This is a genomic window from Promicromonospora alba, assembly GCF_042654905.1.
Taxonomy (GTDB): Bacteria; Actinomycetota; Actinomycetes; order Actinomycetales; family Cellulomonadaceae; genus Promicromonospora; species Promicromonospora alba.
The window spans coordinates 195,859-220,365 of record NZ_JBHSFI010000001.1 but is presented as its reverse complement, the minus strand read 5'-3'; the positions used below and the strand labels follow the sequence as shown (position 1 = coordinate 220,365).

Sequence of the window (24,507 nt, the reverse complement as noted above, 5' to 3'; positions counted from 1 at the left end):
AGAGGTAACCACCGATGAGGATCCTCCTCGGCGTGACCGGGGGGATCGCCGCGTACAAGGCGGTCCTCCTGCTGCGCCTGCTGCGCGAGCAGGGGCACGCCGTGCGGGTGATCCCCACGAGCGCCGCCCTCGAGTTCGTCGGCGCACCGACCTTCGAGGCGCTGTCGGGCGAGCCCGTCAGCACCGAGGTGTTCGACGACGTGCCCGGCGTGCAGCACGTGGCGCTGGGCAAGGGTGCCGACCTCGTGATCGTCGCCCCGGCGACTGCCGACTTCATGGCGCGTGCGGTCGCCGGCCTCGCCGACGACCTGCTGACCACCACGCTGCTGGCGGCCCGCTGCCCCGTGGTGTTCGCTCCGGCGATGCACACCGAGATGTGGGACCACCCCGCGACACGGTCGAACGTGGCGACGCTGCGCGAGCGCGGCGTGCACGTGATCGAGCCGGCGTCGGGCCGGCTCACCGGCACGGACACAGGCCCCGGTCGCCTGCCGGAGCCGGTGGACATCGCGCGCGAGGCCCTGGCGCTGGTGGACGCCCCGTTGGCCGGGTCTGTCGAGACCCAGGACCTGACCGGCCGCCGCGTGGTCGTCTCCGCGGGCGGCACGCGCGAGCCGATCGACCCCGTCCGGTTCATCGGCAACCGGTCCAGCGGCCGGCAGGGTGTCGCGCTGGCGCAGGCGGCCGCCGCACGCGGCGCGGACGTGACGCTGGTCGCGGCCAACCTCGCCCAGGACGTGACCGACCAGGTCGAGTCCGTGCGCGGCGCGGCCGGGCGGCTCGCCTGCTCCGTCGTACGGGTCGAGTCGACCGCCGAGCTGCGCTCCGCCGTGCGGGCCGCCGGCGCCGCCGCTGACGTCGTGGTGATGGCCGCCGCCGTGGCCGACTTCCGGCCCGCCGCCACGCCGGGCGCCAAGATCAAGAAGGTGCCGGGCCAGGGGCCCGCGCCGATCGAGCTCCTCGAGAACCCGGACATCCTGGCCGAGCTCGCGCACGAGCGCCTGCGTCCCGGCCAGGTGGTGGTGGGCTTCGCCGCCGAGACCGGCGACGCGTCCGGCAGCGTGCTGGACCACGGCCGCACCAAGGCGCGGCGCAAGGGCGCCGACCTGATAGCGGTCAACGCCGTCGGCTCCGGGCGTGGATTCGGCACCGACAGCAACGAGGTCACGCTGCTCGACGGCACCGGTGAGGTGGTCGGTGCGGCGTCGGGGACGAAGCGCGCGGTGGCGGACGCCGTCTGGGACGCCGTCGTCAAGCTGCTGCCCTGAGCTGCCGCCGTGCTGATCGAGCCTCAGTCGTGATCCCCGTCTCACCTTTCAGGATCGACTGTTCGCTGTGCGAGACAGTAGGCTGGGGCTCATGAGCGAGCTGCGTCTGTTCACGTCCGAGTCCGTGACCGAGGGTCATCCGGACAAGGTGTGCGATCAGATCAGTGATGCGATCCTCGACGCGCTCCTGGAGCAGGACCCGACGTCGCGCGTCGCGGTGGAGACGATGGTCACCACCGGCCTGGTGCACGTCGCCGGTGAGGTCACCACCGAGGCCTACGTCGAGATCCCGCAGATCGTGCGGGACGTCGTGCGCGGGATCGGCTACACGTCCTCCACCATCGGGTTCGACGCCGACTCGTGCGGCGTCTCCGTGTCGATCGGCCAGCAGTCGCCGGACATCGCGCAGGGCGTCGACAAGGCGCTGGAGATGCGGGACGACACGAGCGACCTCGACCCCCTCGACGCCCAGGGCGCGGGGGACCAGGGGCTCATGTTCGGCTACGCGTCCGACGAGACGCCGTCCCTGATGCCCGTGGCCGGCTGGCTGGCGCACCGCCTCTCGGAGCGGCTGGCGGCGGTGCGCAAGTCCGGCGAGGTGCTGGGCCTGCGCCCGGACGGCAAGACGCAGGTCACCGTCGGGTACGACGGCGACCGCCCCGTCGCGGTGGACACGGTGGTGCTCTCCACGCAGCACGACGCCGACGTCCTGCAGGAGAAGCTGCACGTCGAGGTCGCCGAGCACGTCATCGCGCCCGTGCTGGAGTCCGCGGGGCTCGAGTGGTCGGGCGCCAAGAAGTTCGTGAACCCGACCGGCAAGTTCGTCATCGGCGGGCCGCAGGGCGACGCCGGGCTGACGGGCCGCAAGATCATCGTCGACACCTACGGCGGCATGGCGCGGCACGGCGGCGGTGCGTTCTCGGGCAAGGACCCATCCAAGGTGGACCGGTCCGCCGCGTACGCCATGCGCTGGGTCGCCAAGAACGTGGTCGCGGCAGGGCTCGCGCGGCGCTGCGAGGCGCAGGTCGCCTACGCGATCGGCAAGGCGCACCCCGTGGGCCTCTACGTCGAGACGTTCGGCACGGAGACGGTGCCCGTGGAGCGGATCACCGCCGCCATCCGCGAGGTGTTCGACCTGCGCCCGGCCGCCATCGTGCGCGACCTCGACCTGCTGCGGCCCATCTACCGCGCGACGTCGACGTACGGGCACTTCGGGCGCGACCTGCCCGACTTCACGTGGGAGCGCACGAACCGCGTCGAGGACCTCCTGAGCCTGTTCTGAGCCTGCTCTGACGGCGGTCCGCTCCGGCGACGGCTGACCGCCGGCAGGCCCGGACTCGGATGTCGGTGGCGCGTGGTGGGATAGGCACGTGAACGGGGACACAGAGCAGGACACGCTGCCGGACGGAGCGCTGCTCGGGCTGGACGAGGTGGGTGCTGTGCCCGCGGGTGGCCGCGGGCGTGGTGGTGGATCGAGCGGTGGGCAGGGTCGGAGCAGGTCCAGGAACCCGCTCGACAACGCCGAGACCAACGGCGTCCCGATCACGCAGACGCTCCCGGTGGCGCACGTCGTGCTCGACCTGCAGCCCGCGCACCTCGACCAGGCGTACGACTACCTCGTCCCGGTCACCATGGCCGACGAAGCCCAGCCCGGCGTCCGCGTCAAGGCCCGCTTCGGCCGGCAGGACGTCGCGGGGTACGTGGTGGCCCGCCAGGAGACCTCTGACCACGACGGCCGCCTCGTGCCGCTGCGCAAGGTGGTGTCCGGCGAGCAGGTGCTGACGCCGCAGGTGCTGGACCTGTGCCGCGCCGTCGCGAACCGTTACGCGGGCACGCTGGCCGACGTGCTGCGCCTCGCGCTGCCGCCACGGCACGCGCGCGTCGAGAAGGAGCCGGTGTCGGCCCCCTCGCCGGCCGAGCCCGCCGATCCACTGGTCGAGCCTGTCGGGACACCCGGCCCCACCCACCCGTTGGTCGAGCCCGCCTCCTCGCTGGTCGAGCCTGTCCAGGCCCCGGAGCTCGCAGAGGCCCCGTCGTCCACCGCCTGGGCCCCGTACCGCGGGGGAGAGGCGTACCTGCGCCGGATCATGGCGGGCGAGGCACCGCGTGCGGTCTGGTCGGCGCTGCCGGGTGTGGGCATCGATACGGATGCTCGTACCGATACCCGTACCGATACCCGTACCGATACCCGTACCGATACCCGTACCGATACCCGTACCGATACCCGTACCGATACCCGAACCGCCGGCACGAGCGCGAGCACGCCGCACTGGGCGGCCGCCGTCGCACAGGCGGTCCTGGCGTGCGTCGCAGGCGGCCGCGGGGTGCTCGTGGTCGTACCCGACGCCCGGGACGCGGCGCGCGTGACCGCGGCGCTGGAGCTGGCCGGCCTCGCGGCGGACGACGTCGTGCGGCTCCTCGCGGACGACGGCCCGGCCCCCCGCTACCGTGCGTTCCTGCGCGCTCTGCGGGGTGCCGCGCGTGTGGTGGTCGGTACCCGGGCCGCGATGTTCGCCCCGGTCACGAACCTCGGGCTGGTCGTCCTGTGGGGCGACGGCGAGGAGACCCTCGCCGAGCCGCACTCCCCGTACCCGCACGCACGCGACGTGCTGGCGCTGCGCGCGGAGCGGGAGAACACGGCGTTCCTGCTGGGCTCGCCAGGTCGCACGGTGCAGGCGCAGGCGCTGCTGGCATCCGGCTGGGCCCGTGAGCTGGCGGCGCCCAGGGACGTGGTCCGGTCCCGTGCGCCGCGCGTCCGGGCCCTGACCTCGGTGGAGCTGGCGCGGGACGGCGCGGCGGCGGCGGCCAGGCTGCCGTCCGTGGCCTGGAAGGCCGCCCGCGACGCCCTGGAACGCGGCCCCGTGCTGGTGCAGGTGCCCCGGTCGGGCTACCTGCCGGTCGTGGCGTGCTCCCGCTGCCGGGTCGCTGCCCGGTGCGGTCACTGCCACGGCCCGCTGGGTCTCCCGCACGCCGACGGCGCCCCGCAGTGCTCGTGGTGCGGCCGCCTGGCCGGCGGGTGGCACTGCGAGGAGTGCGGCTGGACCGGCCTGCGGTCGGTGCGTGTCGGTTCCGCGCGCACGGCAGAAGAGCTCGGGCGCGCGTTCACCGGGGTGCCCGTACGGCTGTCCTCCGCCACGGCGCCCGGCGGCGTGCTCGACGCCGTCCCCGGCACGCCCGCGCTCGTCGTCGCGACGCCCGGCGCGGAACCGGTCGCCGAGTCCGGCTACGCGACGGCCCTTCTCCTCGACGCGGCGGTGATGACGGGCGGCACCGGCCTCGCCTCCGGGACGGAGGCCCTGCACCGCTGGCTGGCCGCCGCCTCCCTGGTCCGGCCCGGGCCTCAGGGGCAGGTGCTGCTCGTCGGCGACGGCGCCCCCGGCCCGACGCAGGGCCTGGTGCGCTGGGACCCTGCCGGCTTCGCGGAGCGCGAGCTCGACGAGCGGGCCGAGCTGCACCTCCCGCCGGCCGTGCGCGTCGCCGCGGTGACCGGGGACCGGACGGCCGTCGAAGCCGTCGTCGCGCGCGTCGGGCTGCGCGAGGACCCCGGGGCGGGCTCGGGCGTGCTGGGCCCGGTCGAGCTCGACCCGGACGCCGCCGGGCGCGGGCCGGGAGGCCGCGGCACGGGGGCGCCGTCGTCCGGCCGGGGCGGAGCGGCCGGGGTGCAGGCGCTGGACCTGCCCGTGCGTACCGTGCTGCGCGTACCGCTCGCCCAGGGCGACGAGCTCGCCCGTAGGCTCAAGGCAAGCCTTGCCGTCCGCTCCGCGCGCCGCGAGGGCGGGACGGTCCGTGTCCAGCTCGACCCGAAGGAGATGCTGTGACCTCTGCCGACCCCGCGACCGTCCCGGTCCCCGCCCCCACGACCCGACCGGAGGACGAGACGGCGACCGAGACGGCGACCGTCATCGACACGGTCGTGTACGACTTCGGGAACGTCCTGGTCGGCTGGGACCCCTTCGGCCCGTACGCGGGGCGGCCCCGGGCCGAGATCGAGGCCTTCTTCGAGGCGGTGGACTTCCACACGATCAACCACGCCGCCGACGCCGGTACGCCGTTCTCCGTGCTGCTCGAACGCCTGGAACGCACCCGCCCGGACCTCGTCGAGGACCTGCGCCGGTACGTCGAGCACTACGAGCTGTCGCTCACCGGACCGATAGAAGGTTCGGCGGAGCTCGTGGCCGAGCTGAAGGGCCTCGGGCTGCGGCTGTACGGGCTGACGAACTGGCAGGCCGAGACGTTCCACAGCGCTGAGCCCGCCGCGCCGGCGATCGGCCTCATGGAGGACGTCATCGTGTCCGGCCGTGAGGGCATGGCCAAGCCCGACCGGCGCATCTTCGAGCTGGTCGTGGAGCGGTTCGGCATCGACCCGGCCCGCGCCGTGTTCATCGACGACAAGGACGTGAACGTGGACGCCGCGCGCGGCGTCGGGTTCCACGGTGTCGTGTTCACGACCACAGAGACCCTGCGCAAGGACCTGCGCGCCCTGGGGCTCCCGGTAGCGGAGCAGCAGTCCGAGAAGACGCAGCCGGAGAACCCGGCGCCCGGGAGCACCGCGCCGGTCCGCCGAACCTAGAATGACCCGGTGCGTCTTCTCTTCGCAGGAACCCCCGAACCCGCCGTCGCCTCGCTGGAGGCACTGATCGGCTCGCGCCACGAGGTCGTCGCCGTCCTGACCCGCGCCGACGCGCCGTCGGGCCGCGGCCGCAAGCTCACGCCGAGCCCGGTGCGCGCCCGCGCCGAGGACGCCGGGATCCCCGTCATCACGGACGTCCCGCGCGGTGACGAGTTCATCGACCGGCTGCGCGGCCTCGAGGTCGACGCAGCCCCCGTCGTCGCGTACGGCCACATCCTGCGGCCGGCGGTGCTGGCCGTGCCGCGCCTCGGCTGGATCAACCTGCACTTCTCGGTGCTGCCCGCCTGGCGCGGTGCCGCTCCGGTCCAGCGCGCGGTGATCGCGGGCGACGAGGTCACGGGCGCCACGACGTTCCTCCTCGACGAGGGCATGGACACCGGCCCCGTGCTCGGCACGGCCACCGAGACCATCCGGCCCACCGACACGTCGGGCGACCTCCTCGGCCGCCTCGCGGTCTCCGGCGCCGAGCTGCTCGTGGCCACCCTCGACGCGCTGGAGGACGGCGCCCTCCAGCCCCAGCCGCAGCCCGCCGACGGCGTGTCCGTGGCCCCCAAGCTCACCACCGACGACGCCCGCGTGGCCTGGACCGACCCGGCGCTCGCGATCGACCGCCTGGTGCGGGGCTGCACGCCCGCGCCCGGCGCGTGGACCGTGCTGCCGGACGGCACCCGCCTGGGTCTCGGGCCGGTCGCTCCGCGCCCGGAGGTCACCGACCTGCGGGCGGGCGAGGTGCGCGCACTGAAGCACGAGGTGCTGGTCGGCACTGCCACGCACGCCGTCGCGCTCGGCGAGGTACGGCCCGTCGGGAAGAAGGCGATGCCGGCGCCCGACTGGGCGCGGGGCGGCGGGCGTCCGCTCGTGGAGGCGGGCCTCGTGCTGGGCGGCGCGGCCGTCTGAGACGGCTGAGCCGACGTGGTCCGCACCGGTGCGGACCACGTCGGCTCAGCCCAGGCCTACGGTCAGTTGTAGAACTCCTTGACGCCGGTGCAGCGCGTCGCCGTCGAACCGCTCATCTCGCAGAGCCGCCCGGCGAGGCGGGTGTCCTCCACCCAGATCATTGCCTTGTCACACTTGACCCCGTCCGCGGCGAGGTTGTCCCGGCAGTACACGTGCGTGCCCCCCTCGTTCCCGACCCGCCAGACGTCGAGGCGCACGTTGCGGTCGTTGACGTACGTGTCCCAGGCCTGGACCCGGTTGGCGGAGTCGTCCGCGAACGCCTTCGCGAGCACCGTGCCCGAGGCGTTCTTCAGGGTCCACGACATGTCGTTGGCGGACGCGCTGGGCATGGCCCCCAGTACGAGCCCGATCGACGCCGCTGCGACGAGGGCACCGTGTGCCAGCTTCTTCCCGAACATGTTTCCTCCAGTGTGGCTTCTCGTCCGATGTGCGCATCTGTCACCGCGCGGACGAAAGGTTAGGAGCCACGACGACGACCGGCCCGACGGTTCGATGGGGAGATCTCCCCATGGTGCTCCGGGCGGATCCGTGCAGAGACGGCTGACCAGGCGCGTCAACGTAGGATCGGGGAGTGCCGAACACCTCTTCTCACCCGCCCCAGGACGATCCGCGCCGCGACGATCCGCGCCGGAACTCTCGAGGCCGGGAACGCAGCGCGGCGCGGTTCCGGGCCGGCGACCGTCCTCGCACGTCGCAAGCGCCGTCGGAGCGCCGCAAGCGCACCGACCCGGCCCGGATGGTCGCGTTCGACGTGCTGCGCGAGGTGGACGAGTCCGACGCGTACGCGAACCTCGTGCTGCCGCCGCTGCTGCGCGAGCGGCAGATCCGCGGGCGGGACGCGGGCTTCGCGACGGAGCTCACCTACGGCACGCTGCGCCTGCGCGGCCGGTACGACGCGATCCTGGCGACCTTGGTGGACCGTCCGCTGCCCGGGCTGGACCCGGCGCTGCTCGACGTCCTGCGGCTCGGTGCGCACCAGGTCCTCGGCATGCGGGTGCCCGTGCACGCCGCCGTCTCCGAGACGGTGGGGCTCGCGCGCAACCGCGTGGGCGCCGGGCCCGCGCAGATGGTGAACGCGGTGCTGCGCCGGGTCTCGGAGCGTCCGCTCGACGAGTGGCTCTCGGTGCTCACGAAGGAGGCGCCGGACGCCCTGGCCGGCCTCGCGGCGACCGAGTCGCACCCGATGTGGATCGCCCGGGCGATGCGCGAGGCGCTGGCGGGCAACGGTCGCGACGTCGACGAGATCGGTGCCCTGCTGGCCGCCGACAACGTGCCGCCGCGCGTCACGCTGGTGGCGCGCCCGGGCCTGGTCGACGTCTCGGACGAGGCCGCGTGGGGCGACGCCGAGCTGGTGGGCGGGCGCTGGGCGTCGACCGCGCTGCGCCTGGAGGGCTCGGACCCGGCGGGAATCCCGGCGATCCGGGAGGGCCTCGCGGGCGTGCAGGACGAGGGTTCGCAGCTCGTGACCCTCGCCCTCGCGGGCGCACCCCTGGACGGCCGTGACGAACGCTGGCTCGACCTGTGCGCCGGCCCGGGCGGTAAGGCGGCCCTCCTGGCGGCGCTGGCCGCCCAGCGGGGCGCGACGCTGGTCGCCAACGAGGTGGCGCCGCACCGTGCCCGCCTCGTCGCGAACGCCCTGGCGGCCATACCCGAGGGCGTCGTCGAAGAGGTGCGCACCGGCGACGGGCGCGACGTGGGCGCCGACGAGCCCGGCGCCTACGACCGGGTGCTCGTCGACGCTCCGTGCACCGGACTGGGCGCGCTGCGCCGTCGGCCCGAGAGCCGGTGGCGGCGGACGCCGTCGGACCTCGCCGAGCTCACCGGCCTGCAGCGCGAGCTGCTCGCCTCGGCGCTGGACGCCGTCCGGCCCGGGGGAGTGGTGGCGTACGTGACGTGCTCGCCGCACCTCGCCGAGACGCAGCTCGTGGTCTCGGACGTCCTGAAGAAGCGCGACGACGTCGAGCGGCTCGACACGGCCGCCGCCGTGCGGTCCGTGGTCAGCGCGAGTGGCGCAGGCGAGGAGATTCCCCTGTCGGACCGCGACGACGTCCAGCTCTGGCCGCACGTGCACGGCACGGACGCGATGCACCTGACGCTGCTGCGCAAGAGAGCCTAGCGATGGGAGCCGTCGGGGCCCGGCCTTCGATCACCACGCAGGCGTGCCCACGCGCGCCGGACGAGTTCGGCGGCTGCCGCGAGGGCAAAGAGCAGCGCCAGGAGGCTGAGTAGGTCGAGGCCCGCGACGACGAGGGCGGAGCCGTTGATCAGCGGCCCGTCGGCAGCGGCGATCCGTGCCGGATTCTGTGGATCGAAGACCACGTCGAGTCGATCACCGACGCTGACATCCGGAAAGCGGTGGAGCGTCGACTCGAAGTACGGCGGATCAACGGGACGGACGACCACCGTGTCGGGGGCCCTGCGCGACCCGTTGACCTCGGTCACCGACGCGACGATCTGCACCCCGCGTTCCGCGAGGATCTGTCTGTCCTGGAAGTACCCGAACGTGAGGTAGCCGGGTATGGCTGACAGCACGACGATCCAGCAGATGGTGGATACGAGTCCGCCTGTCGTTGAACGCCGTAGCTCACGGACGAGGGCACCCAGGCGCGTCCCTGCTGCGCGCCCCTGCTGCTCTGCCACGCACGGAGGCTAGCGGTGCGGTCCGACGTCGGACCACGACCTCTGCGGCACGGGCCGGGTGATCTTCGCCGAAGCTAGAGACTTCCAGTCAGGCCTGCGGTGTCAGACGCCCGCCGGCGGCCACACCCCGATGATCACTGCCATGACGAGGATCGTCACGAGCTCGTGGGCCAGGTTCAGGGTGGTGAGCGCCGGGGGACGGCCCTCGAAGGCGTCGTGCGTGATCATGCGCGCTGCGGTGAAGCCGATCCAGAGCAGGACGGCGGTCACGACCGACGCCGTCAGGAACGCGCCCTGGTAGAACTCCCACGAGATGTAGACGGCGCCGGCCAGCACCCACGCCGTCAGGAAGCTGACGATGACCGTGACGACGATGGGCCAGATGCCTGCCGCCTCGGCGGCCTTGGGGTCCACCTTCGCCAGCCGCATCCAGCGGGTGCCGAACACCTTCGGCGTGTACCAGAGCGAGCCCACGACAAGCGTGGACAGCGTGGCCACGAGCACTGCCCAGTAGTTCACTTCGGGGATCATCTTTGCTCCCGGACTGTGGGGACTGCGCGGTTGGGGATGCGGTTCGGTGGTGCGGAGAATCGCGCTCTACGCTGGCATCATGGCAGCCCTTATCGCCCCGAGCATCCTGTCCGCCGACTTCGCGAACCTGGAGCGCGACCTCGGCCGGATCGCCGACGCCGACTACGCGCACGTCGACGTCATGGACAACCACTTCGTGCCGAACCTGACGCTGGGGCTGCCGATCTTCGAGCGGCTCGCGAAGGTGTCGCCCGTCCCGCTCGACGCGCACCTCATGATCGAGAACCCCGACCGGTGGGCGCCCGCGTTCGCGGAGGCGGGGGCGGCGTCGGTCACCTTCCACGCGGAGGCGGCGCAGGCACCCGTGCGTCTGGCGCGGGAGCTGCGGAAGCTCGGGTCGCGAGCCGGCGTCGCGCTGCGCCCGGCGACGCCGGTGGAGCCCTACCTCGACCTGCTCGCCGAGATCGACATGATCCTCGTGATGACGGTCGAGCCGGGGTTCGGTGGCCAGTCCTTCATCGAGGGCACCCTGCCGAAGATCCGCCGCGCACGGGAGGCCGTGAGCGAGTCCGGTCTGGACGTATGGATCCAGGTCGACGGGGGAGTGTCGCGAGAGACGATCGAGCGTGCGGCCGAGGCCGGGGCGAACGTCTTCGTGGCGGGTTCGGCGGTGTACGGGGCCGAGGACATCCCGGCCGAGATCGCGACGCTGCGCGAGCTCGCGAGCAAGCACACGCACTGAGGGAGACCGGATCGCTCTACGCAGCGATTGTGCCCACAATTCACGGGAGTTTTGGGCACAATCGCTACGTAGGAATAAATAGTGTGCCAAGCGCGTGCCGCACAACACCCGCCCCGGAGGCACGTCACCAACAGCCCCGGCCCCGGGAGCCCGGCTCGTACTTTTGCCTGATCCGGCGGTGCCCCCGGCCCTCGTAGCATGAGCGCGTGTCCGCCATCCGCTCGCTCTGGGACGAACCGCGGCCCGCCGATCCGCCCGTGCGCGTGTGGCGGGACTGGGTGCTCGTCGCCGCCGTCGTGGCCGGGGCCGTGATCGAGATGGTCGCGCGGCCGGATGTCCAGGGGCGGTGGCTGGAGCTCGCCACCGTCGTCGTGCTCGCACCGACGCTGCTGTGGCGCCGGACGCACCCGCTGACGACGGTCGTCGTCGCGTTCGCGGCGTCGACGGTGCCGGCGCTCGTCCTCGGCCGGGACCTGGCCTTCGGCTCGAACATCTTCATGCTGGTCCTGGCGTACGCGCTGTTCCGGTGGGGGAGCGGGCGGGCCATGGTGCTCGGCGCGGCGGTGGTCCTCGCGAAGATGGGGACGAACGCGGCGCTCGGCTTCCTCACACTCGCTGACGTGGGCATCGGCGCTCTGATCCTCGGCTCGACGTTCGCACTCGGTCTGGCGCTCCGGTACCGGTCCGGCGCGCGCCGGCGCGAACGCGAGCAGGTGGTTCTGCTCGAGCGGGAGCGACTGGCCCGGGACCTGCACGACGTCGTCGGGCACCACATCTCGGCCGTCGCGGTGCGGGCACAGGCCGGACTCGCGGTGTCGCAGACCGATCCCGGCGCGGCTGCCGAGGCTTTGCAGGTGATCGAGGAGCAGGCCTCCCGTGCGCTGGCCGAGATGCGCACGCTGGTCCGCGTCCTGCGGTCGGACGAGCTCGTCCCTGGAGAGGACGGCGGCGACGGGGCGGACGAGCTCGCTCCCGGGCCCACGCTGGCCGACGTCGAACGCCTCGCCGACCCCACCGTGCCGCGCGTCGAGGTCAACCTGGAGGGCGACCCCGCCCTGGTCTCGGCGGCCGTGGGCGGTGCGGTACAGCGCATCGCGCAGGAGTCGGTCACGAACGCGCGCCGTCATGCCCGGGGCGCCACCCGGATCGCGGTCCGCGTCACCGTCGATGAGACGTCCGTCCGGCTCCGGGTGTCCGACGACGGCGGTGCGGCGGTCTCTCCGAGCCATGGCGGGTACGGGCACGGCGGCTACGGGCTGGCCGGGATGCGCGAGCGCGCGGCGCTGCTGGGCGGCACGCTCGACGCCGGGCCCGGCGCGGCCGGCTGGACCGTCGAGGCGATCCTCCCGCTCTCGGGCGCCGCATGACTGCCGGGCGCACAACTGCCGGGCGCACAACTACCGGCAACATCAGGGTCCTCGTGGCCGACGACCAGGAGATCGTCCGTACTGGCCTCACCATGATCCTGAACGCCCAGGAGGGCATCGAGGTCGTCGGGCAGGCCGCCGACGGCCGGACCGCCGTCGAGCTCGCACAGCGGTTGCGTCCGGACGTCGCCCTGCTCGACATCCGGATGCCGGACGTCGACGGTATCGAGGCGACCAGACTGCTCGCCGGCCCCGCTGTCGCGGACCCGCTGGCGGTCGTCGTGATCACCACGTTCGACCTGGACGAGTACGTGTACGCAGCCCTGCGCGCCGGGGCTCGCGGTTTCCTGCTCAAGGACGCCGGACCGGCGCTCCTGGCCCAGGCGATCGAGGCCGCCGCGTCGGGTGACGCCCTGATCGCCCCGAGCGTCACCACGCGCCTCCTGCGCGCCTTCGCCGACGCCGGCCCGCGCGACCTGCCCGCCCAGCCGCTGGACCCGCTCACGGCGCGTGAGGAGGAGGTCCTGCTGGCGGTGGCCGGCGGCCGGACGAACACCGAGATAGCGCGCGAGCTGTTCGTCACGCTGAGCACCGTGAAGTCCCACGTCGCGAACCTGATGACCAAGCTAGGGGCGCGCAACCGCGTGGAGGTGGCGCTCTGGGCGTACGACACGGGGCGGCTCCGTCCCGCGCGCCCCACGCGCGAGCACTGACGCGGGCTGCACCCGTACTCTCGGCGACTCGTACTTTCGGCCAGGACGAGACCGGTCCGCGGGCCCATGACCTGCGTGGGTCGGGCGGAGCAGGCTCGCACCATGACCACATCCCAGGTGCGGACCAAGCCCACCAGCCGCCGCCAATGGCTCGTTCCCGCAGGCCTTCTCCTGCTCGCGCTCGTTCCCGCGCTCGGCGGTGCCGCACGCGTCTCCGAGCTGGCCTCAGACCCGGCGCTCACCACTGACAACGCGCGGTTCGTGACCCAGCCGATCCCGGTTCTGGTGCACATCGTCTGTGTGACCGTCTACAGCATGCTGGGCGCGTTCCAGTTCGTCCCGAGCCTGCGGCGCCGCAGCTGGCACCGGCTGGCGGGCCGCGTCCTGTTCCCCGCCGGGCTCGGTGCCGCGCTGACGGGGCTCTGGATGACCGCGTTCTACGACCTGCCCACCAAGGACACCGTGGTCGTCAACGGGGTCCGCTACGTGGTCGGCGTCGTGATGGTGGTGTCGCTGGTCCTGGGCGTGCGCGCGGCGCTGCGGCACGACTTCGTAGCGCACCCGGCATGGATGATGCGGGCCTACGCGCTGGCCATGGGCGCGGGGACGCAGGCGCTGCTGATCGGTCCGTACATCGCGGTGGCGGGTATGCCGGGTCCGGTCGTCAACACTGTGCTCATGACCGCTGCGTGGGTCATCAACGCGGCGGTGGCCGAGTGGGTGATCCGTCGTCGGCGGATCCCGGCCAGGGTGTGACGCAAGCCATGCCGACGTCCGCGAGGTTTGTGGCATGCTGGCAGGCAGCAGTACGCACACACGTGCTCCGGGGTCGGTGTAATTCCGAGCCGGCGGTTAAAGTCCGCGACCCGCGTCCTCCGCGAGGAGGACCGGTTGATCTGGTGAAACTCCAGGACCGACGGTGAAAGTCCGGATGGGAGGAAGCACGTGCGGCGTCGCCGTCCCTCGGGGCGTGCGTCGTCGTGACGTCGTGCGCGCGGGCAGGGCCGGCCGGCCTCGTCCGCGCTCCCGTCGTCCACCCCGGAGCACCGAAGCTCGGGGAGGACAGCATGACCCAGCCACCGCAGGGACGCGCCGCGGCATATGCGGCAGGACCCGCCGGAGCGCGCTCTCCCGCGGCCACGACGTTCGAGGCTACGACGTTCGAGACCACGACGCTCCGGACCGCCATGCGCCGCGCTCTCGCGCTGGCCGCGCAGGGCCCTGCATACGGCCCGAACCCGCGCGTCGGCTGCGTGCTCCTCGATCCGGCCGGTCAGCCGGTCGCCGAGGGCTTCCACCGCGGTGCGGGCACGCCGCACGCGGAGGCGGCGGCGCTGGCCGCCGCCCGTTCGCGTGGCGTCGACCCGCGGGGCACGACAGCGGTCGTGACGCTCGAGCCCTGCGCCCACCACGGCCGTACCGGCCCCTGCGCCGACGCCCTGATCGACGCGGGCGTCGCCGCGGTGCACGTCGCGGTCGCCGACCCGAACCCGGTGGCGACCGGTGGCGCGGCCAAGCTGCGCGCCGCGGGGATCGAGGTGACGACCGGCCTCCTCGCCGACGAGGGGGAGGAGCTGCTGCGCCAGTGGCTGCACGCCGTCCGGACCGGACGCCCCTACGTGACCCTCAAGCTCGCGACCAGCCTCGACGGACGGGTCGCCGCCACGGACGGGACGAGCCGCTGGATCACCGGCCCGCAGGCACGGGCCCACGCCCACACGATCCGCGCGCAGGTCGACGCGATCGGCGTCGGCACGGGGACCGCCCTGACCGACGACCCGTCGCTCACCGCACGGACGATCGACGGCGGCCTCTTCGAGCACCAGCCGCTCCGGGTGGTCGTCGGCCGCCGCGCGGTGCCCGACGGCGCTCGCCTGCGCGGGCCGGGCGGCGCCCTGCTGCACCTCCCCGAGCACGACCTCGGAGCGGTGCTCAGCCAGCTCGCGGAGCGCGAGGTGCGCCACCTGCTCGTGGAGGGCGGCCCCACCCTCGCTACCGCTCTGCTCGCCGCCGACGCCGTGGACGAGCTCCACGCGTACGTGGCGCCCGTGCTGCTCGGCGCGGGCGCGACCGCAGTCGGTGACCTGGGCGTCACCACGATCGGCGACGCCGCACGCTTCACCACCCACGACGTGACCCGGCTCGGCGACGACGTGCTCCTGGTAGCGCGCCGCGCCCAGCACGCTCGGCCCACCGAGGCCACCGAGTCGGTCCAGCCAGTCCAGCCCGGCCGGCCCAGCCGGCACCCCAAGGAGGAGATCTGATGTTCACCGGAATCATCGAGGAGCTCGGCTCCGTCGTCGCGCTCGACCGTCCCGACGGTGACGACGGTGCGGACGCCGTCGTGACCGTCGCGGGCCCGCTCGCCGCGTCCGACGCCCGGCCCGGTGACTCGATCGCCGTCGACGGCGTGTGCCTCACCGTCGTCTCCGTGGCGGACGGCTCGTTCGTCGCGGAGATCATGCCCGAGTCGCTGCGCCGCAGCTCGCTCGGGGGCCTCGTCCCCGGTTCCGTGGTGAACCTGGAGCGCGCACTGCCTGCGAACGGCAGACTGGGCGGGCACGTGGTGCAGGGACACGTCGACGGCATGGCGACGCTGGTGCGCCGCACGCCCGGCCCGCGCTGGGACGACCTGGAGTTCTCCGCGCCCGCAGCCCTTACCCGGTACATCGCGGAGAAGGGCTCCATCGCGCTGGCGGGAGTCTCGCTGACCGTCACGTGGGTGTCCGACGACGGCTTCGGGGTCTCGCTCATCCCGACCACGCTCGCCGCGACGACGCTCGGCAGACTGGTCCCGGGCGACGTCGTGAACGTCGAGGTGGACGTGCTCGCGAAGTACGTCGAGCGGCTCCTTGCGGCGGGGGCGTCGGTGCCGGGCGGGACAACCGCGGCGGACGCGGCGGCCGGCCTCGGCGACCTGACCGGGGCGGCACGATGAGCGCGGGCGGGACGGTGCACGTCATGCACCAGGACGCCGTGGACACGGGCCTCGTGGAGCGGGCCCTCGCCGAGCTCGCCGCCGGCCGGCCCGTCCTCGTGGCGGACGACGCGGGCCGGGAGAACGAGGTCGACGTGGTGTTCGCGGCGAGCGTCGCGACCGCCGAGTGGGTGGGCTGGACCGTGCGGCACTCCTCGGGGTACCTGTGCGCGCCGATGCCCGCGCACCGCGCGGACGCGCTCGAGCTTCCGCTGATGGTGGAGCGGAGCGAGGACCCTCGAGGAACCGCCTACACGGTGTCCGTCGACGCCGCGGTCGGCGTCACGACGGGTATCTCGGGAGCGGACCGGGCGCGGACGCTGCGCGTGCTGGGCGACCCGTCCTCCGGCCCGCGGGACCTGATCCGGCCGGGGCACGTGCTGCCCCTGCGGGCGCGGGCCGGCGGCGTGCTGGAGCGTGCGGGACACACCGAGGCGGCAGTGGACCTCGTGCGCCTGGCGGGCGGTGCAGGGCAGGACCTGGGCGAGGTGGGCGCCATCGCCGAGCTCGTCCGGGACGACGGCGCCGTGATGCGCCTGGCCGAGGCTCAGGCCCTGGCCGAGGAGACGGGGCTCGTGCTGCTGACGGTCGAGGACCTCGTGGCGTGGCGCCGGGTGCACGACCCTGCCTCGCAGACTGACGACCCGCAGGCCGACGACCCGGTGGTCGAAGGTGGCGGCATTCCGGGGCCCCGGGTGCTCCGGGTAGGGGAGGCGTCGCTGCCCACGCGGCACGGGACCTTCCGGGTGGTGGCGTACCGGGACCTGCGGTCGGGCGCGGAGCACCTGGCGCTGACGCCCGTCGCGCTGTCCGGCCCGCGCCGTGCGGGCTCCGCGCAGGAGGAGGCGACGCGTGCGGGCTCCCTCGTGCGGGTGCACTCCGAATGCCTGACGGGCGACGCGCTGGGCTCCCTGCGGTGCGACTGCGGTCCGCAGCTGGAGGCCTCGCTGGCGGCGGTCGCCGCTGAGGGTGGCGCCGTCGTGTACCTGCGGGGCCACGAGGGCCGGGGTATCGGCCTGGCGGCGAAGATCCAGGCGTACGCGCTGCAGGACGGCGGCCGGGACACCGTCGAGGCGAACGTCGACCTCGGGCTGCCGGTGGACGCGCGGGAGTACGGCGCGGCGTCGGCCGTCCTGGCGGACCTCGGGCTCGACGGCGTGACGCTGCTGACGAACAACCCGGAGAAGGTCGCGGGTCTGCGGGCGGCGGGCACCCACGTCGTCGGGCGCCGGGGACTCGTGGTGGGACGCGGCGTGCACAACCACCGGTACCTGGAGACGAAGCGCGTGGTCATGGGCCACCGCATCGAAGAGCTGGACCTTGATCTCGAGCTCGAGCTCGAGCCGAGCCTTGAACGAAGCATGAACGAGGACGAAGGAGCATGCGCATGAGCGGCGCCGGAGCACCGAAGGTGACTGTGGACGGTAGCGGCCTGCGGGTCGTCGTGATCGCGGCGAGCTGGCACGAGCAGGTGATGGACGGCCTGCTGGCGGGTGCCAGGAGGGCGCTGCGCGAGTCGGGCGCCGACTGGACGGAGGTCCGCGTGCCCGGCTCGTTCGAGCTGCCGGTCGCTGCGTCGCGGGCGGCAGCCGGGGGAGCGGACGCCGTGGTGGCGCTCGGGGTAGTGATCCGGGGCGGCACACCGCACTTCGAGTACGTGTGCTCCGCGGCGACGACCGGCCTGACGGACGTGAGCGTGCGCACCGGCGTCCCCGTCGGGTTCGGTCTGCTGACGTGCGACGACGAGGCGCAGGCACTGGACCGCGCGGGTCTGGAGGGCTCGAGCGAGGACAAGGGTGCCGAGGCGGTGGAGGCCGCCGTCGCCACGGCGGTGACGCTGCGCGACCTGACTCTCGCTCCAGTCCTGCATTAATAGTGTGCCAAGCGTCCAAAACGTCACCCGCACCTGGCAAACAGGCCAACCAGAGCCTGAAAGAACGGGCTCCTCGGCACATGTACGGGGTATGAGAACTACACGTACTCCGCGGGCGGCAGCACGGCTGATCTCACGATCGGCGTTGAGGACGGCGGTCGTCAGCGCCTCCGTCGCAGCGGTCACGGCAGGCGGGCTCGCCGGCTGCGCGGCGGCGCAGCCGGCCGGGGGAGCGGAACCCTCGAACACAGAGGAAACCGTGGACACGTCGCAGGACCCGCTGGGCGAGTACCCCAACGCCTGCGTCGACTGGGTCTTGTTCGAGACGCCGGCCGAGGCGGCGTCCGGCGCAGGCGTTGCGCTCCGCGGGACCGTGGTGGAGCAGGACGGCACGGCGCAGATGTACGGCGTCGACGCCAACCGCTGGCTGGTCACCGTCGAGGAGGTGCTCGAGCGGCCGGATCCGCCGTCGGGCTACCCGCAGGCGGAGCCCGAGCTCGAGGTCTCGCCCGGGGAGCAGATCGCCGTCGTCTCGACGCCGGAGACGTGCAGCGTGCGGGGGTACCCCGGGGGCGACCCGCTCGACCCGGCCAGCGGTCTCGGCGGCGAGGACGGCTCCGTGATCATCCTCCTGTCCGCCGCCTTGGGTGACGGCTTGGGCGACGGCTCGGCGGAGGAGGACGACGTCGACGACTTCCACCTGATCACGCCCTACCAGGGCGTCCTGACCCCGGCGAAGGACGGCGCGCTGCCGTCGGAGTGGCCCGCGTCATAGCGGCGAGTGGCCACCACGTGGGACGGCGAAGGCCGGCGCCCCCGTCGCCCGACTAGGCTGGGCCCGTGAAGACCTTCGAGACCTTGTTCGCCGAGCTGACCGAGAAGGCCGAGACCCGTCCCGCGGGCTCCGGCACCGTGGCCCAGCTGGACGCCGGCGTCCATGCGATCGGCAAGAAGGTAGTGGAGGAGGCCGCCGAGGTGTGGATGGCGGCCGAGTACCAGTCGGACAGCGAGACCGCCGAGGAGATCTCCCAGCTCCTGTACCACCTGCAGGTCCTGATGGTCGCCAAGGGACTGACCCTCGAGGACGTGTACACGCATCTGTAGCGGGACCTTGTGTCTCGCGCCCAGATCCGTCGTACACCCAGAGAGGAACCAACCACATGCTGCGCATCGCCGTCCCCAACAAGGGTGCCCTGTCCGGCCCCGCCTCCGAGATGCTGCGCGAGGCGGGCTACCGCCAGCGCCGCGACACCCGTGAGCTCGTGCTCGCCGACCCCGAGAACGACGTCGAGTTCTTCTTCCTGCGCCCGCGCGACGTCGCGGTGTACGTGGGCACCGGAACGGTCGACGTCGGCATCACCGGCCGTGACCTGATGCTCGACTCCGGCGCTGACGCCGTCGAGCACCTCGGCCTCGGGTTCGCCCGGTCCACGTTCCGGTACGCGGCGCCCGCCGGCGCTGGCGAGACCGACCCCGTGACCGACGTGAGCCAGATCGCCGGGCGGCGCGTGGCGTCGTCGTACACCACGCTCGTGGCCCAGCACCTCGCGAAGCAGGGCGTCGAGCCCGCCGCGATCGTGCACCTGGACGGCGCCGTGGAGTCGAGCGTGCGGCTCGGCGTCGCGGACGTCATCGCCGATGTCGTCGAGACCGGAACCACCCTGCGGGCCGCGGGCCTCGAGGTGTTCGGCGAACCGATCCTGCGCTCGGAGGCTGTGCTCATCCGGCAGTCCGACGCCGAGCCGCCCGTCGGCCTCGACATCCTGACCCGCCGCCTGGAGGGCGTGATCACCGCCCGTGAGTACGTGCTCATGGACTACGTGGTCCCCGCGTCGCGGCTGGAGGAGGCGGTGGCGATCACGCCGGGCAAGGAGTCCCCGACCGTCTCGGCGCAGCACCACAGCGACGCCTGCGCCGTGCGCGTCATGGTCCCGCGCCGGGAGACCAACCGGATCATGGACGCCCTGTACGACGTCGGGGCGCGCGCCATCATCGTGACGTCGATCCACGCCTCGCGGTTGTAGACCTCATGGGTGCGGGGGCGGGCACGGGCCGGGGGGCAGAGGACAGCGCCCCTCGCCATGACCGTGACCGCTTCCGCACCTTCCGGGGTCGCTTCGGCACCCCGACGGCGTACGGCCTGGCGATCCTGGCCGGGGGCGGCTGCACGTTCGTCGCGCTGGCGTCGAGCACCGCTGACACCGCCAACCGCGTGGCGATGATCGTCTTCGGGCTGGTGGGCGCCGTGATCGCGTGGCGCTTCGGCGCCGTGCGCGCCGTCCCGGACCCGGGCGGCCTCACCGTCATCAACTACGCCGCGAGCCGCCGGCTCGTCTGGGCCGAGATAGTGACCGTGCGGTTCGGGCCGAACGACCCGTGGGTGCACCTCGACCTGGCCGACGGCGACGTGCTCGCCGTGATGGGCATCCAGCGGGCGGACGGCGAGCACGGCATGGCCGAGGCGCGCCGCCTGGTGGCGCTCATCGCCGAGCTGGGCGAGGCCGCGGAGCCCGACCGCACGTAGCTGATCACCCGACCGGACGACAAAGAACGGCGGTCGTGCTTACCGAGATCAGGTCTCGGTAAGCACGACCGCCGTCGTCATACGACTGCGTTCACCGCATCAGCGGCTGGTGCGCGCGTCCCAGTGCGGGGTGGTGCGGGCACGGGGGCCACGCTCGCCGTCGGGACGGCGGTGGTCGCCACCGCTCCGGGGGGCGCGGTCACGGTCGCCGCCGGTGGTACGCGCGGGGCCGCGGTCGAGCGTGATGCGGAGCGGCTTGCCGGCCACGCGGGCGCGGCCCAGACGGTCCAGTGCCTCGGTGTCGAGCGGCGCGATGATGTCCACCAGCGAGAAGCTGCCGAAGATGTCGATCTTGCCGACGTCGGCGCCGGTGATGCCACCCTCGCCCGTCAGCGCGCCGACGATCCCGCCCGGCTGCACGCCGTGCGTGTGCCCGACGGCGATGCGGTAGCGCGTGCCACGGGCCGGACGGCGGATGCCGCGGTCGCCCTCGGACCGTCCGCGCGGAGCACCGCGGTCGCCGGACCGGTCGTGCCGGTCACCGTCGCGCGTCGTGCGCCTGGCGGCCGCCGACTTGGCCTCGGCCTGCTCGCGCTCGAACTCCTCCTGCTCGGCGCGGGCGCGGGGGCCGTCGTCGCCGACCGCGAGCGCCGCCATGGCGGCTGCGATCTCGATGGGGTCGGTGCCGGTCTCCTCCGCGTAGGTGCGGATGAGGTCGGTGTACATCTCGAGGCGTCCGGCTTCGCGGCGGGCCGCGACCTTGCCGAGGGCGCGCTTGACCTGGTGGGCCGAGACGTCGCGGGGGGAGGGGATGGCGATCTCTTCGAGCGAGGCGCGGATGGTGCGCTCGATGCTGCGGAGCTTGCCGCGCTCGTGGGGGGTGACGAAGGTGAGCGCCTCGCCGGTGCGTCCGGCGCGGCCGGTGCGGCCGATGCGGTGGACGTAGGCCTCGGGCTCGCCGGGGACGTCGAAGTTGACGACGAGGCCGATGCGGTCGACGTCGAGGCCGCGGGCTGCGACGTCGGTGGCGACGAGGACGTCGAGGGCGCCGGAGCGGAGTCGCTCGACGATCTTCTCGCGTTCCTTCTGGGCGACGTCGCCGGAGATGGTGGCGGCGGAGATGCCCTTCTCGATGAGGGCGGAGCCGACGTCTTCTGCTGCGCCGCGGGTGCGGGTGAAGACGATGGCGGCGTCGGCGTCGGAGGTGGCGAGGACGCGGGCGAGGGAGCCGACCTTGTGGCGGAAGGGCACGACGGCGTAGGTCTGGCGCACCGCGGTGACGGTGGAGGCCTGCCGGGTGACGGCGATCTGCACGGGGTCGGTCATGTGGTGGTCGGCGACCTTGCGGATGGCCGGCGGCATGGTCGCGGAGAAGAGGGCGACCTGGCGCTTGGTGGGTGCCTGGCCGAAGATCTCCTCGACGTCCTCGGCGAAGCCCATGCGGAGCATCTCGTCGGCCTCGTCGAGGACGAGGAAGCGGATGTCGTCGAGCTTGAGGGCGCCGCGGTCGAGGTGGTCCTTGATGCGGCCGGGGGTGCCGACGACGACGTGGACGCCGTCGCGCAGGGCGCGCTGCTGGGGGATGTAGGGGGCGCCGCCGTAGACGGGCAGGACCCGGACGTCGTCGAGCTCGGTCGCGAAGGACTCGATGGCGTCGGCGACCTGCATGGCGAGCTCGCGGGTGGGGGCCAGGACGAGGGCCTGGACCTTGCGGAGCTTGGGGTCGATGGCGGCGAGCAGCGGGAGGCCGAACGCGGCGGTCTTGCCGGTGCCGGTCTGGGCGACGCCGGTGATGTCGTGGCCGGCGAGCAGCTCGGGGATGGCGCGGGCCTGGATGGCGGAGGGCGTGACGAAGCCGAGCTTGTCGACGGCTGCCATCAGCTGCGCGGGGAGGCCGAGGCTTGCGAAGGTCGGGCCGGTGGGCTCGGGCTCGGGGGCCGCGGTCTCCGTGGTGGTGTCCTCGGAGGTGGTGTTCTCGTTGGTGACGGCCTCGGGGGCCGTCTGGTCGCCGGTGTCGGCGGTGGCCTGCTCGGTGTCCTGCTCAGCAGGCGCGATCAGGTCATGGGTGTCGATAGACATGCAGTGATGCACCGTTCGTCGTCGCGGGCGGAGTCAGGGCCGAGGTGAGGGCCCTCGCGTCGCTCGCTCCCGAAACACCTTCCCCGCAGCCGAGGCTGCGGGCCTGTCTCGCACGTTTTGTGCACACACGGGAAGACGACGAACTCCAAGGGGATGTGGCTACACCCTATCCGGTGCTGGGGCCTTCGGCACAGGGCTGGGGAGCGTGACGTGCAGCACGCGGGTGATGTCGTGCGTGGTGAGGGGCGTTGTCGGGCCGTCGGACGGCGCGCCAGTGCGGATACGCAACGCTCTCCCCGTAGTATGGCGGCCGAGACGAAACCGGCGTGAGCAAGGGCGGTGCGCGTGTCCACTGGGGCGGAGATGAGCTCCCGGGTCCTGACCGTGCCCAACATGATCAGCCTGGTGCGACTGGCGCTCGTGCCGGTCTTCGCAGTGCTGATCGTCGTGGGTGAGGACGGCTGGGCGCTGCTGGTGCTCGCTGTCTCGGGCGCCTCGGACTGGCTCGACGGTGTGCTTGCCCGTCGCCTGAACCAGGTCACCCGGCTGGGGCAGATCCTCGACCCGTTCGCCGACCGGCTCTTCATCTTCGTGACGCTGATCGGTCTGGCGTGGCGCGAGGTGGTTCCCCTGTGGCTGGTGCTGGCGATCGTGGCGCGGGACGTGCTGCTCGCGCTGACGGTGCCGGTCCTGGCCCGCCTGGGCTACGGGACGCTGGAGGTGACGCTGGTCGGCAAGGTCGCGACGTTCGCCCTGCTCTACGCGTTCCCGCTGCTGCTCCTCGCCGCGGTACCCGGCTGGCTGGGCGCCGTGGCGCACGTGGTGGGCTGGGCCTTCACCTGGTGGGGGGTCGGCCTGTACTGGCTGGCGGGGCTGCAGTACGTGGCTCAGGTGCGGCGCCTGGCGGCCGCGGCATGACCGCTCCGAGCACCATCCCTCCGCGCCATACCGGACGGCATACCGGACGGCGTCCCGACGAGTCGATGACGCTGCTGCGCGAGGTCACGGAGCGACCCTTGGACCCGGGCTACGCGCTGATGGCGCAGCGGCGCGCGGAGGCGGGGGAGACGACGTCGCGCCGCGGGACGGCGAGCAGCCTTGGTCTGCTCCTGGTCGCCGTGCTGCTCGGTGCCGCGACCACCGTCGCCGTCCTCGACCTGCGAGCGCCGCAGCCGTTGCTCACGAGGGGCCGTACGGTGCTCATCGAGCAGATCCAGGAGCGCAGCGCCGAGGTGGAGTCGCTGTCGCGGCGTTCTGCCGAGCTCAGTGCGGAGGTGGACGGGCTGCAGGGTGCCGCGTTGCTGCCGTCGGCGCTGGTGGAGATCAACGAGCTGGACCGGTGGGTCAACGGTGCGGTGCCGGTGCGGGGTCCTGGCATGGTGGTGAAGCTGACGGATGGCGCGGGTGGTGGGCTGGTGGATCCTGGTGACGCGCCCGCCGAGTCGCGGGTGCGGGACGCGGACGTGCAGTTCGTCGTCAACGAGCTGTGGGCGGCGGGGGCGGAGGCGGTCGCGGTGAACGATCAGCGGCTGACGTCGTTGTCGGCGATCCGGAACGCGGGTGACGCGATCCTGGTGGACCTGCAGCCGTTGAACGGGCCCACGTACACGGTCGAGGCGGTGGGTGACCCGGAGGACATGCAGGTCGAGTTCGCGCGTTCGGCGGGCCTGGGGTTCCTGCAGCTGCTGAGCGCCGAGTACGGCATCGAGCACGAGGTGACCGCGAGCGAGGGGATGCACCTGCCGGGTGCGGGGTCCCCGACGCTGCGGTACGCGCACTCCGAGCGGTCCGGGGGTGCGCAAGAGACGGCACAGCCGACGCCGTCAGCACAGACAGCGCAGTCAACGCAGGACCGATCCGAGGAGGACAACGGATGATCGCGATCGTCGGGCTCGTGATCGGGGTGGTCGCCGGTCTCGTGCTGCAGCCGACCGTCCCGCTGATACTCCAGCCGTACCTGCCGATCGCGGTGGTCGCGGCCCTGGATGCCCTGTTCGGAGGTCTGCGGGCGATGCTCGACGGGCTGTTCGACGACAAGGTCTTCCTGGTCTCGTTCCTGTCGAACGTGGTGGTGGCGGCGTTCATCGTGTTCCTGGGTGACCAGCTCGGCGTGGGCGGGCAGCTGTCGACGGCGGTCGTGGTGGTGCTGGGTATCCGGATCTTCTCGAACGCCGCCTCCATCCGCCGGCACATCTTCAAGGCGTGA

The 24,507-nt window shown here is 73.0% G+C and carries 25 protein-coding genes and 1 riboswitch; of the genes, 21 read left to right on the top strand and 4 right to left on the bottom strand.

Annotated features, from left to right (window positions below):
* Window positions 1-14: 14 nt before the first annotated feature.
* The 5 genes from coaBC (at window position 15) to fmt (ending at window position 6,795) form a co-directional block, all read left to right on the top strand.
* Window positions 15-1,268, top strand: coding sequence for a bifunctional phosphopantothenoylcysteine decarboxylase/phosphopantothenate--cysteine ligase CoaBC (gene coaBC, locus ACFO6V_RS01075; protein WP_377131264.1), 1,254 nt, complete (start codon window positions 15-17; stop codon window positions 1,266-1,268).
* Window positions 1,269-1,359: 91 nt separating this feature from the next.
* Window positions 1,360-2,550 (top strand): methionine adenosyltransferase, encoded by a 1,191-nt coding sequence (metK, locus tag ACFO6V_RS01070; protein ID WP_377131262.1) that lies wholly within the window; start codon window positions 1,360-1,362, stop codon window positions 2,548-2,550.
* An 88-nt stretch (window positions 2,551-2,638) separates the two neighbouring features.
* The gene (locus ACFO6V_RS01065) at window positions 2,639-5,086 is read left to right on the top strand and encodes a primosomal protein N' (protein ID WP_377131260.1); all 2,448 of its coding nucleotides are present in this window, start codon (window positions 2,639-2,641) and stop codon (window positions 5,084-5,086) included.
* The gene (locus ACFO6V_RS01060) at window positions 5,083-5,838 is read left to right on the top strand and encodes an HAD family hydrolase (RefSeq protein WP_377131258.1); all 756 of its coding nucleotides are present in this window, start codon (window positions 5,083-5,085) and stop codon (window positions 5,836-5,838) included. The genes ACFO6V_RS01065 and ACFO6V_RS01060 overlap by 4 nt, the downstream gene beginning before the upstream one ends.
* Before the next feature lie 9 nt (window positions 5,839-5,847).
* Window positions 5,848-6,795, top strand: coding sequence for a methionyl-tRNA formyltransferase (gene fmt, locus ACFO6V_RS01055; protein WP_377131256.1), 948 nt, complete (start codon window positions 5,848-5,850; stop codon window positions 6,793-6,795).
* Window positions 6,796-6,857: 62 nt separating this feature from the next.
* On the opposite strand, the gene ACFO6V_RS01050 is transcribed toward fmt, so the two are convergent.
* A complete protein-coding gene (locus ACFO6V_RS01050) occupies window positions 6,858-7,253 on the bottom strand; it encodes a hypothetical protein (protein WP_377131254.1) in 396 nt (131 codons plus the stop codon).
* Between the two features lie 173 nt (window positions 7,254-7,426).
* On the opposite strand from ACFO6V_RS01050, the gene ACFO6V_RS01045 reads away from it, so the two are divergent.
* Window positions 7,427-8,971 (top strand): RsmB/NOP family class I SAM-dependent RNA methyltransferase, encoded by a 1,545-nt coding sequence (locus tag ACFO6V_RS01045; RefSeq protein WP_377131252.1) that lies wholly within the window; start codon window positions 7,427-7,429, stop codon window positions 8,969-8,971.
* Here the strand turns inward: ACFO6V_RS01045 and ACFO6V_RS01040 are convergent.
* Together ACFO6V_RS01040 and ACFO6V_RS01035 are read right to left on the bottom strand one after the other, a co-directional pair.
* Window positions 8,968-9,315, bottom strand: coding sequence for a hypothetical protein (locus ACFO6V_RS01040; protein ID WP_377131250.1), 348 nt, complete (start codon window positions 9,313-9,315; stop codon window positions 8,968-8,970). The two genes, ACFO6V_RS01045 and ACFO6V_RS01040, sit on opposite strands and share 4 nt — an antisense overlap.
* 282 nt (window positions 9,316-9,597) lie before the next feature.
* Complete coding sequence (locus ACFO6V_RS01035) at window positions 9,598-10,026, bottom strand: DUF1761 domain-containing protein (protein WP_377131249.1); 429 nt, start codon at window positions 10,024-10,026, stop codon at window positions 9,598-9,600.
* A 79-nt stretch (window positions 10,027-10,105) separates the two neighbouring features.
* Here ACFO6V_RS01035 and rpe point away from each other — a divergent pair, with 79 nt between their 5' ends.
* The 12 genes from rpe to ACFO6V_RS00975 all read left to right on the top strand — a co-directional run bounded on the left by rpe (window position 10,106) and on the right by ACFO6V_RS00975 (window position 20,222).
* Window positions 10,106-10,768: a ribulose-phosphate 3-epimerase gene (gene rpe, locus ACFO6V_RS01030; RefSeq protein WP_377131248.1), complete on the top strand. Its 663-nt coding sequence runs from the start codon at window positions 10,106-10,108 to the stop codon at window positions 10,766-10,768.
* Between the two features lie 206 nt (window positions 10,769-10,974).
* A complete protein-coding gene (locus tag ACFO6V_RS01025) occupies window positions 10,975-12,135 on the top strand; it encodes a sensor histidine kinase (protein ID WP_377131246.1) in 1,161 nt (386 codons plus the stop codon).
* Entirely contained in the window at window positions 12,132-12,848 is a 717-nt protein-coding gene (locus ACFO6V_RS01020) for a response regulator (protein ID WP_377131244.1), read from the top strand. Before ACFO6V_RS01025 ends, ACFO6V_RS01020 begins: the two co-directional genes overlap by 4 nt.
* A gap of 102 nt (window positions 12,849-12,950) precedes the next feature.
* Window positions 12,951-13,604: a DUF2306 domain-containing protein gene (locus ACFO6V_RS01015; protein ID WP_377131242.1), complete on the top strand. Its 654-nt coding sequence runs from the start codon at window positions 12,951-12,953 to the stop codon at window positions 13,602-13,604.
* Between the two features lie 58 nt (window positions 13,605-13,662).
* A riboswitch (FMN riboswitch) is annotated at window positions 13,663-13,797 on the top strand.
* 238 nt (window positions 13,798-14,035) lie between these two features.
* Entirely contained in the window at window positions 14,036-15,112 is a 1,077-nt protein-coding gene (gene ribD / locus ACFO6V_RS01010) for a bifunctional diaminohydroxyphosphoribosylaminopyrimidine deaminase/5-amino-6-(5-phosphoribosylamino)uracil reductase RibD (protein WP_377132123.1), read from the top strand.
* Complete coding sequence (locus ACFO6V_RS01005; protein WP_377131240.1) at window positions 15,112-15,786, top strand: riboflavin synthase; 675 nt, start codon at window positions 15,112-15,114, stop codon at window positions 15,784-15,786. Before ribD ends, ACFO6V_RS01005 begins: the two co-directional genes overlap by 1 nt.
* Window positions 15,783-17,216: a 3,4-dihydroxy-2-butanone-4-phosphate synthase gene (gene ribB, locus ACFO6V_RS01000; RefSeq protein ID WP_377131238.1), complete on the top strand. Its 1,434-nt coding sequence runs from the start codon at window positions 15,783-15,785 to the stop codon at window positions 17,214-17,216. Before ACFO6V_RS01005 ends, ribB begins: the two co-directional genes overlap by 4 nt.
* Complete coding sequence (gene ribH, locus ACFO6V_RS00995) at window positions 17,213-17,698, top strand: 6,7-dimethyl-8-ribityllumazine synthase (protein WP_377131236.1); 486 nt, start codon at window positions 17,213-17,215, stop codon at window positions 17,696-17,698. The genes ribB and ribH overlap by 4 nt, the downstream gene beginning before the upstream one ends.
* A 259-nt stretch (window positions 17,699-17,957) precedes the next feature.
* Window positions 17,958-18,473: a hypothetical protein gene (locus tag ACFO6V_RS00990; protein WP_377131234.1), complete on the top strand. Its 516-nt coding sequence runs from the start codon at window positions 17,958-17,960 to the stop codon at window positions 18,471-18,473.
* 65 nt (window positions 18,474-18,538) lie between these two features.
* A complete protein-coding gene (locus tag ACFO6V_RS00985) occupies window positions 18,539-18,802 on the top strand; it encodes a phosphoribosyl-ATP diphosphatase (RefSeq protein WP_108494143.1) in 264 nt (87 codons plus the stop codon).
* A 56-nt stretch (window positions 18,803-18,858) separates the two neighbouring features.
* On the top strand, window positions 18,859-19,722 hold the full coding sequence (hisG, locus tag ACFO6V_RS00980) for an ATP phosphoribosyltransferase (protein ID WP_377131231.1): 864 nt from the start codon (window positions 18,859-18,861) through the stop codon (window positions 19,720-19,722).
* A gap of 5 nt (window positions 19,723-19,727) precedes the next feature.
* Window positions 19,728-20,222, top strand: a complete 495-nt coding sequence (locus tag ACFO6V_RS00975) for a PH domain-containing protein (RefSeq protein ID WP_377131229.1) — start codon at window positions 19,728-19,730, stop codon at window positions 20,220-20,222.
* Between the two features lie 99 nt (window positions 20,223-20,321).
* Here the strand turns inward: ACFO6V_RS00975 and ACFO6V_RS00970 are convergent, their stop codons facing one another.
* Entirely contained in the window at window positions 20,322-22,301 is a 1,980-nt protein-coding gene (locus tag ACFO6V_RS00970) for a DEAD/DEAH box helicase (RefSeq protein ID WP_377131227.1), read from the bottom strand.
* Between the two features lie 363 nt (window positions 22,302-22,664).
* Between ACFO6V_RS00970 and ACFO6V_RS00965 the strand changes: the two genes are divergently transcribed.
* The 3 genes from ACFO6V_RS00965 to ACFO6V_RS00955 are packed head-to-tail and all read left to right on the top strand — an operon-like array spanning window position 22,665 to window position 24,507.
* Window positions 22,665-23,219, top strand: a complete 555-nt coding sequence (locus tag ACFO6V_RS00965; RefSeq protein WP_377132121.1) for a CDP-alcohol phosphatidyltransferase family protein — start codon at window positions 22,665-22,667, stop codon at window positions 23,217-23,219.
* A complete protein-coding gene (locus ACFO6V_RS00960; RefSeq protein ID WP_377131225.1) occupies window positions 23,216-24,178 on the top strand; it encodes a DUF881 domain-containing protein in 963 nt (320 codons plus the stop codon). Before ACFO6V_RS00965 ends, ACFO6V_RS00960 begins: the two co-directional genes overlap by 4 nt.
* Window positions 24,175-24,507, top strand: a complete 333-nt coding sequence (locus ACFO6V_RS00955) for a small basic family protein (RefSeq protein WP_108494149.1) — start codon at window positions 24,175-24,177, stop codon at window positions 24,505-24,507. Before ACFO6V_RS00960 ends, ACFO6V_RS00955 begins: the two co-directional genes overlap by 4 nt.

Excerpts from the sequence above, each read along its gene's own strand:
- coaBC (WP_377131264.1), top strand. The coding sequence starts at position 15 with ATGAGGATCCTCCTCGGCGTGACCGGGGGGATCGCCGCGTACAAGGCG.
- metK (WP_377131262.1), top strand. The coding sequence starts at position 1,360 with ATGAGCGAGCTGCGTCTGTTCACGTCCGAGTCCGTGACCGAGGGTCAT.
- ACFO6V_RS01050 (WP_377131254.1), bottom strand. The coding sequence starts at position 7,253 with ATGTTCGGGAAGAAGCTGGCACACGGTGCCCTCGTCGCAGCGGCGTCG.
- ACFO6V_RS01035 (WP_377131249.1), bottom strand. The coding sequence starts at position 10,026 with ATGATCCCCGAAGTGAACTACTGGGCAGTGCTCGTGGCCACGCTGTCC.
- rpe (WP_377131248.1), top strand. The coding sequence starts at position 10,106 with ATGGCAGCCCTTATCGCCCCGAGCATCCTGTCCGCCGACTTCGCGAAC.
- ACFO6V_RS01020 (WP_377131244.1), top strand. The coding sequence starts at position 12,132 with ATGACTGCCGGGCGCACAACTGCCGGGCGCACAACTACCGGCAACATC.
- ACFO6V_RS01015 (WP_377131242.1), top strand. The coding sequence starts at position 12,951 with ATGACCACATCCCAGGTGCGGACCAAGCCCACCAGCCGCCGCCAATGG.
- ribD (WP_377132123.1), top strand. The coding sequence starts at position 14,036 with ATGCGCCGCGCTCTCGCGCTGGCCGCGCAGGGCCCTGCATACGGCCCG.
- ACFO6V_RS01005 (WP_377131240.1), top strand. The coding sequence starts at position 15,112 with ATGTTCACCGGAATCATCGAGGAGCTCGGCTCCGTCGTCGCGCTCGAC.
- ribB (WP_377131238.1), top strand. The coding sequence starts at position 15,783 with ATGAGCGCGGGCGGGACGGTGCACGTCATGCACCAGGACGCCGTGGAC.
- ribH (WP_377131236.1), top strand. The coding sequence starts at position 17,213 with ATGAGCGGCGCCGGAGCACCGAAGGTGACTGTGGACGGTAGCGGCCTG.
- hisG (WP_377131231.1), top strand. The coding sequence starts at position 18,859 with ATGCTGCGCATCGCCGTCCCCAACAAGGGTGCCCTGTCCGGCCCCGCC.
- ACFO6V_RS00975 (WP_377131229.1), top strand. The coding sequence starts at position 19,728 with ATGGGTGCGGGGGCGGGCACGGGCCGGGGGGCAGAGGACAGCGCCCCT.
- ACFO6V_RS00970 (WP_377131227.1), bottom strand. The coding sequence starts at position 22,301 with ATGTCTATCGACACCCATGACCTGATCGCGCCTGCTGAGCAGGACACC.
- ACFO6V_RS00965 (WP_377132121.1), top strand. The coding sequence starts at position 22,665 with ATGAGCTCCCGGGTCCTGACCGTGCCCAACATGATCAGCCTGGTGCGA.
- ACFO6V_RS00960 (WP_377131225.1), top strand. The coding sequence starts at position 23,216 with ATGACCGCTCCGAGCACCATCCCTCCGCGCCATACCGGACGGCATACC.
- ACFO6V_RS00955 (WP_108494149.1), top strand. The coding sequence starts at position 24,175 with ATGATCGCGATCGTCGGGCTCGTGATCGGGGTGGTCGCCGGTCTCGTG.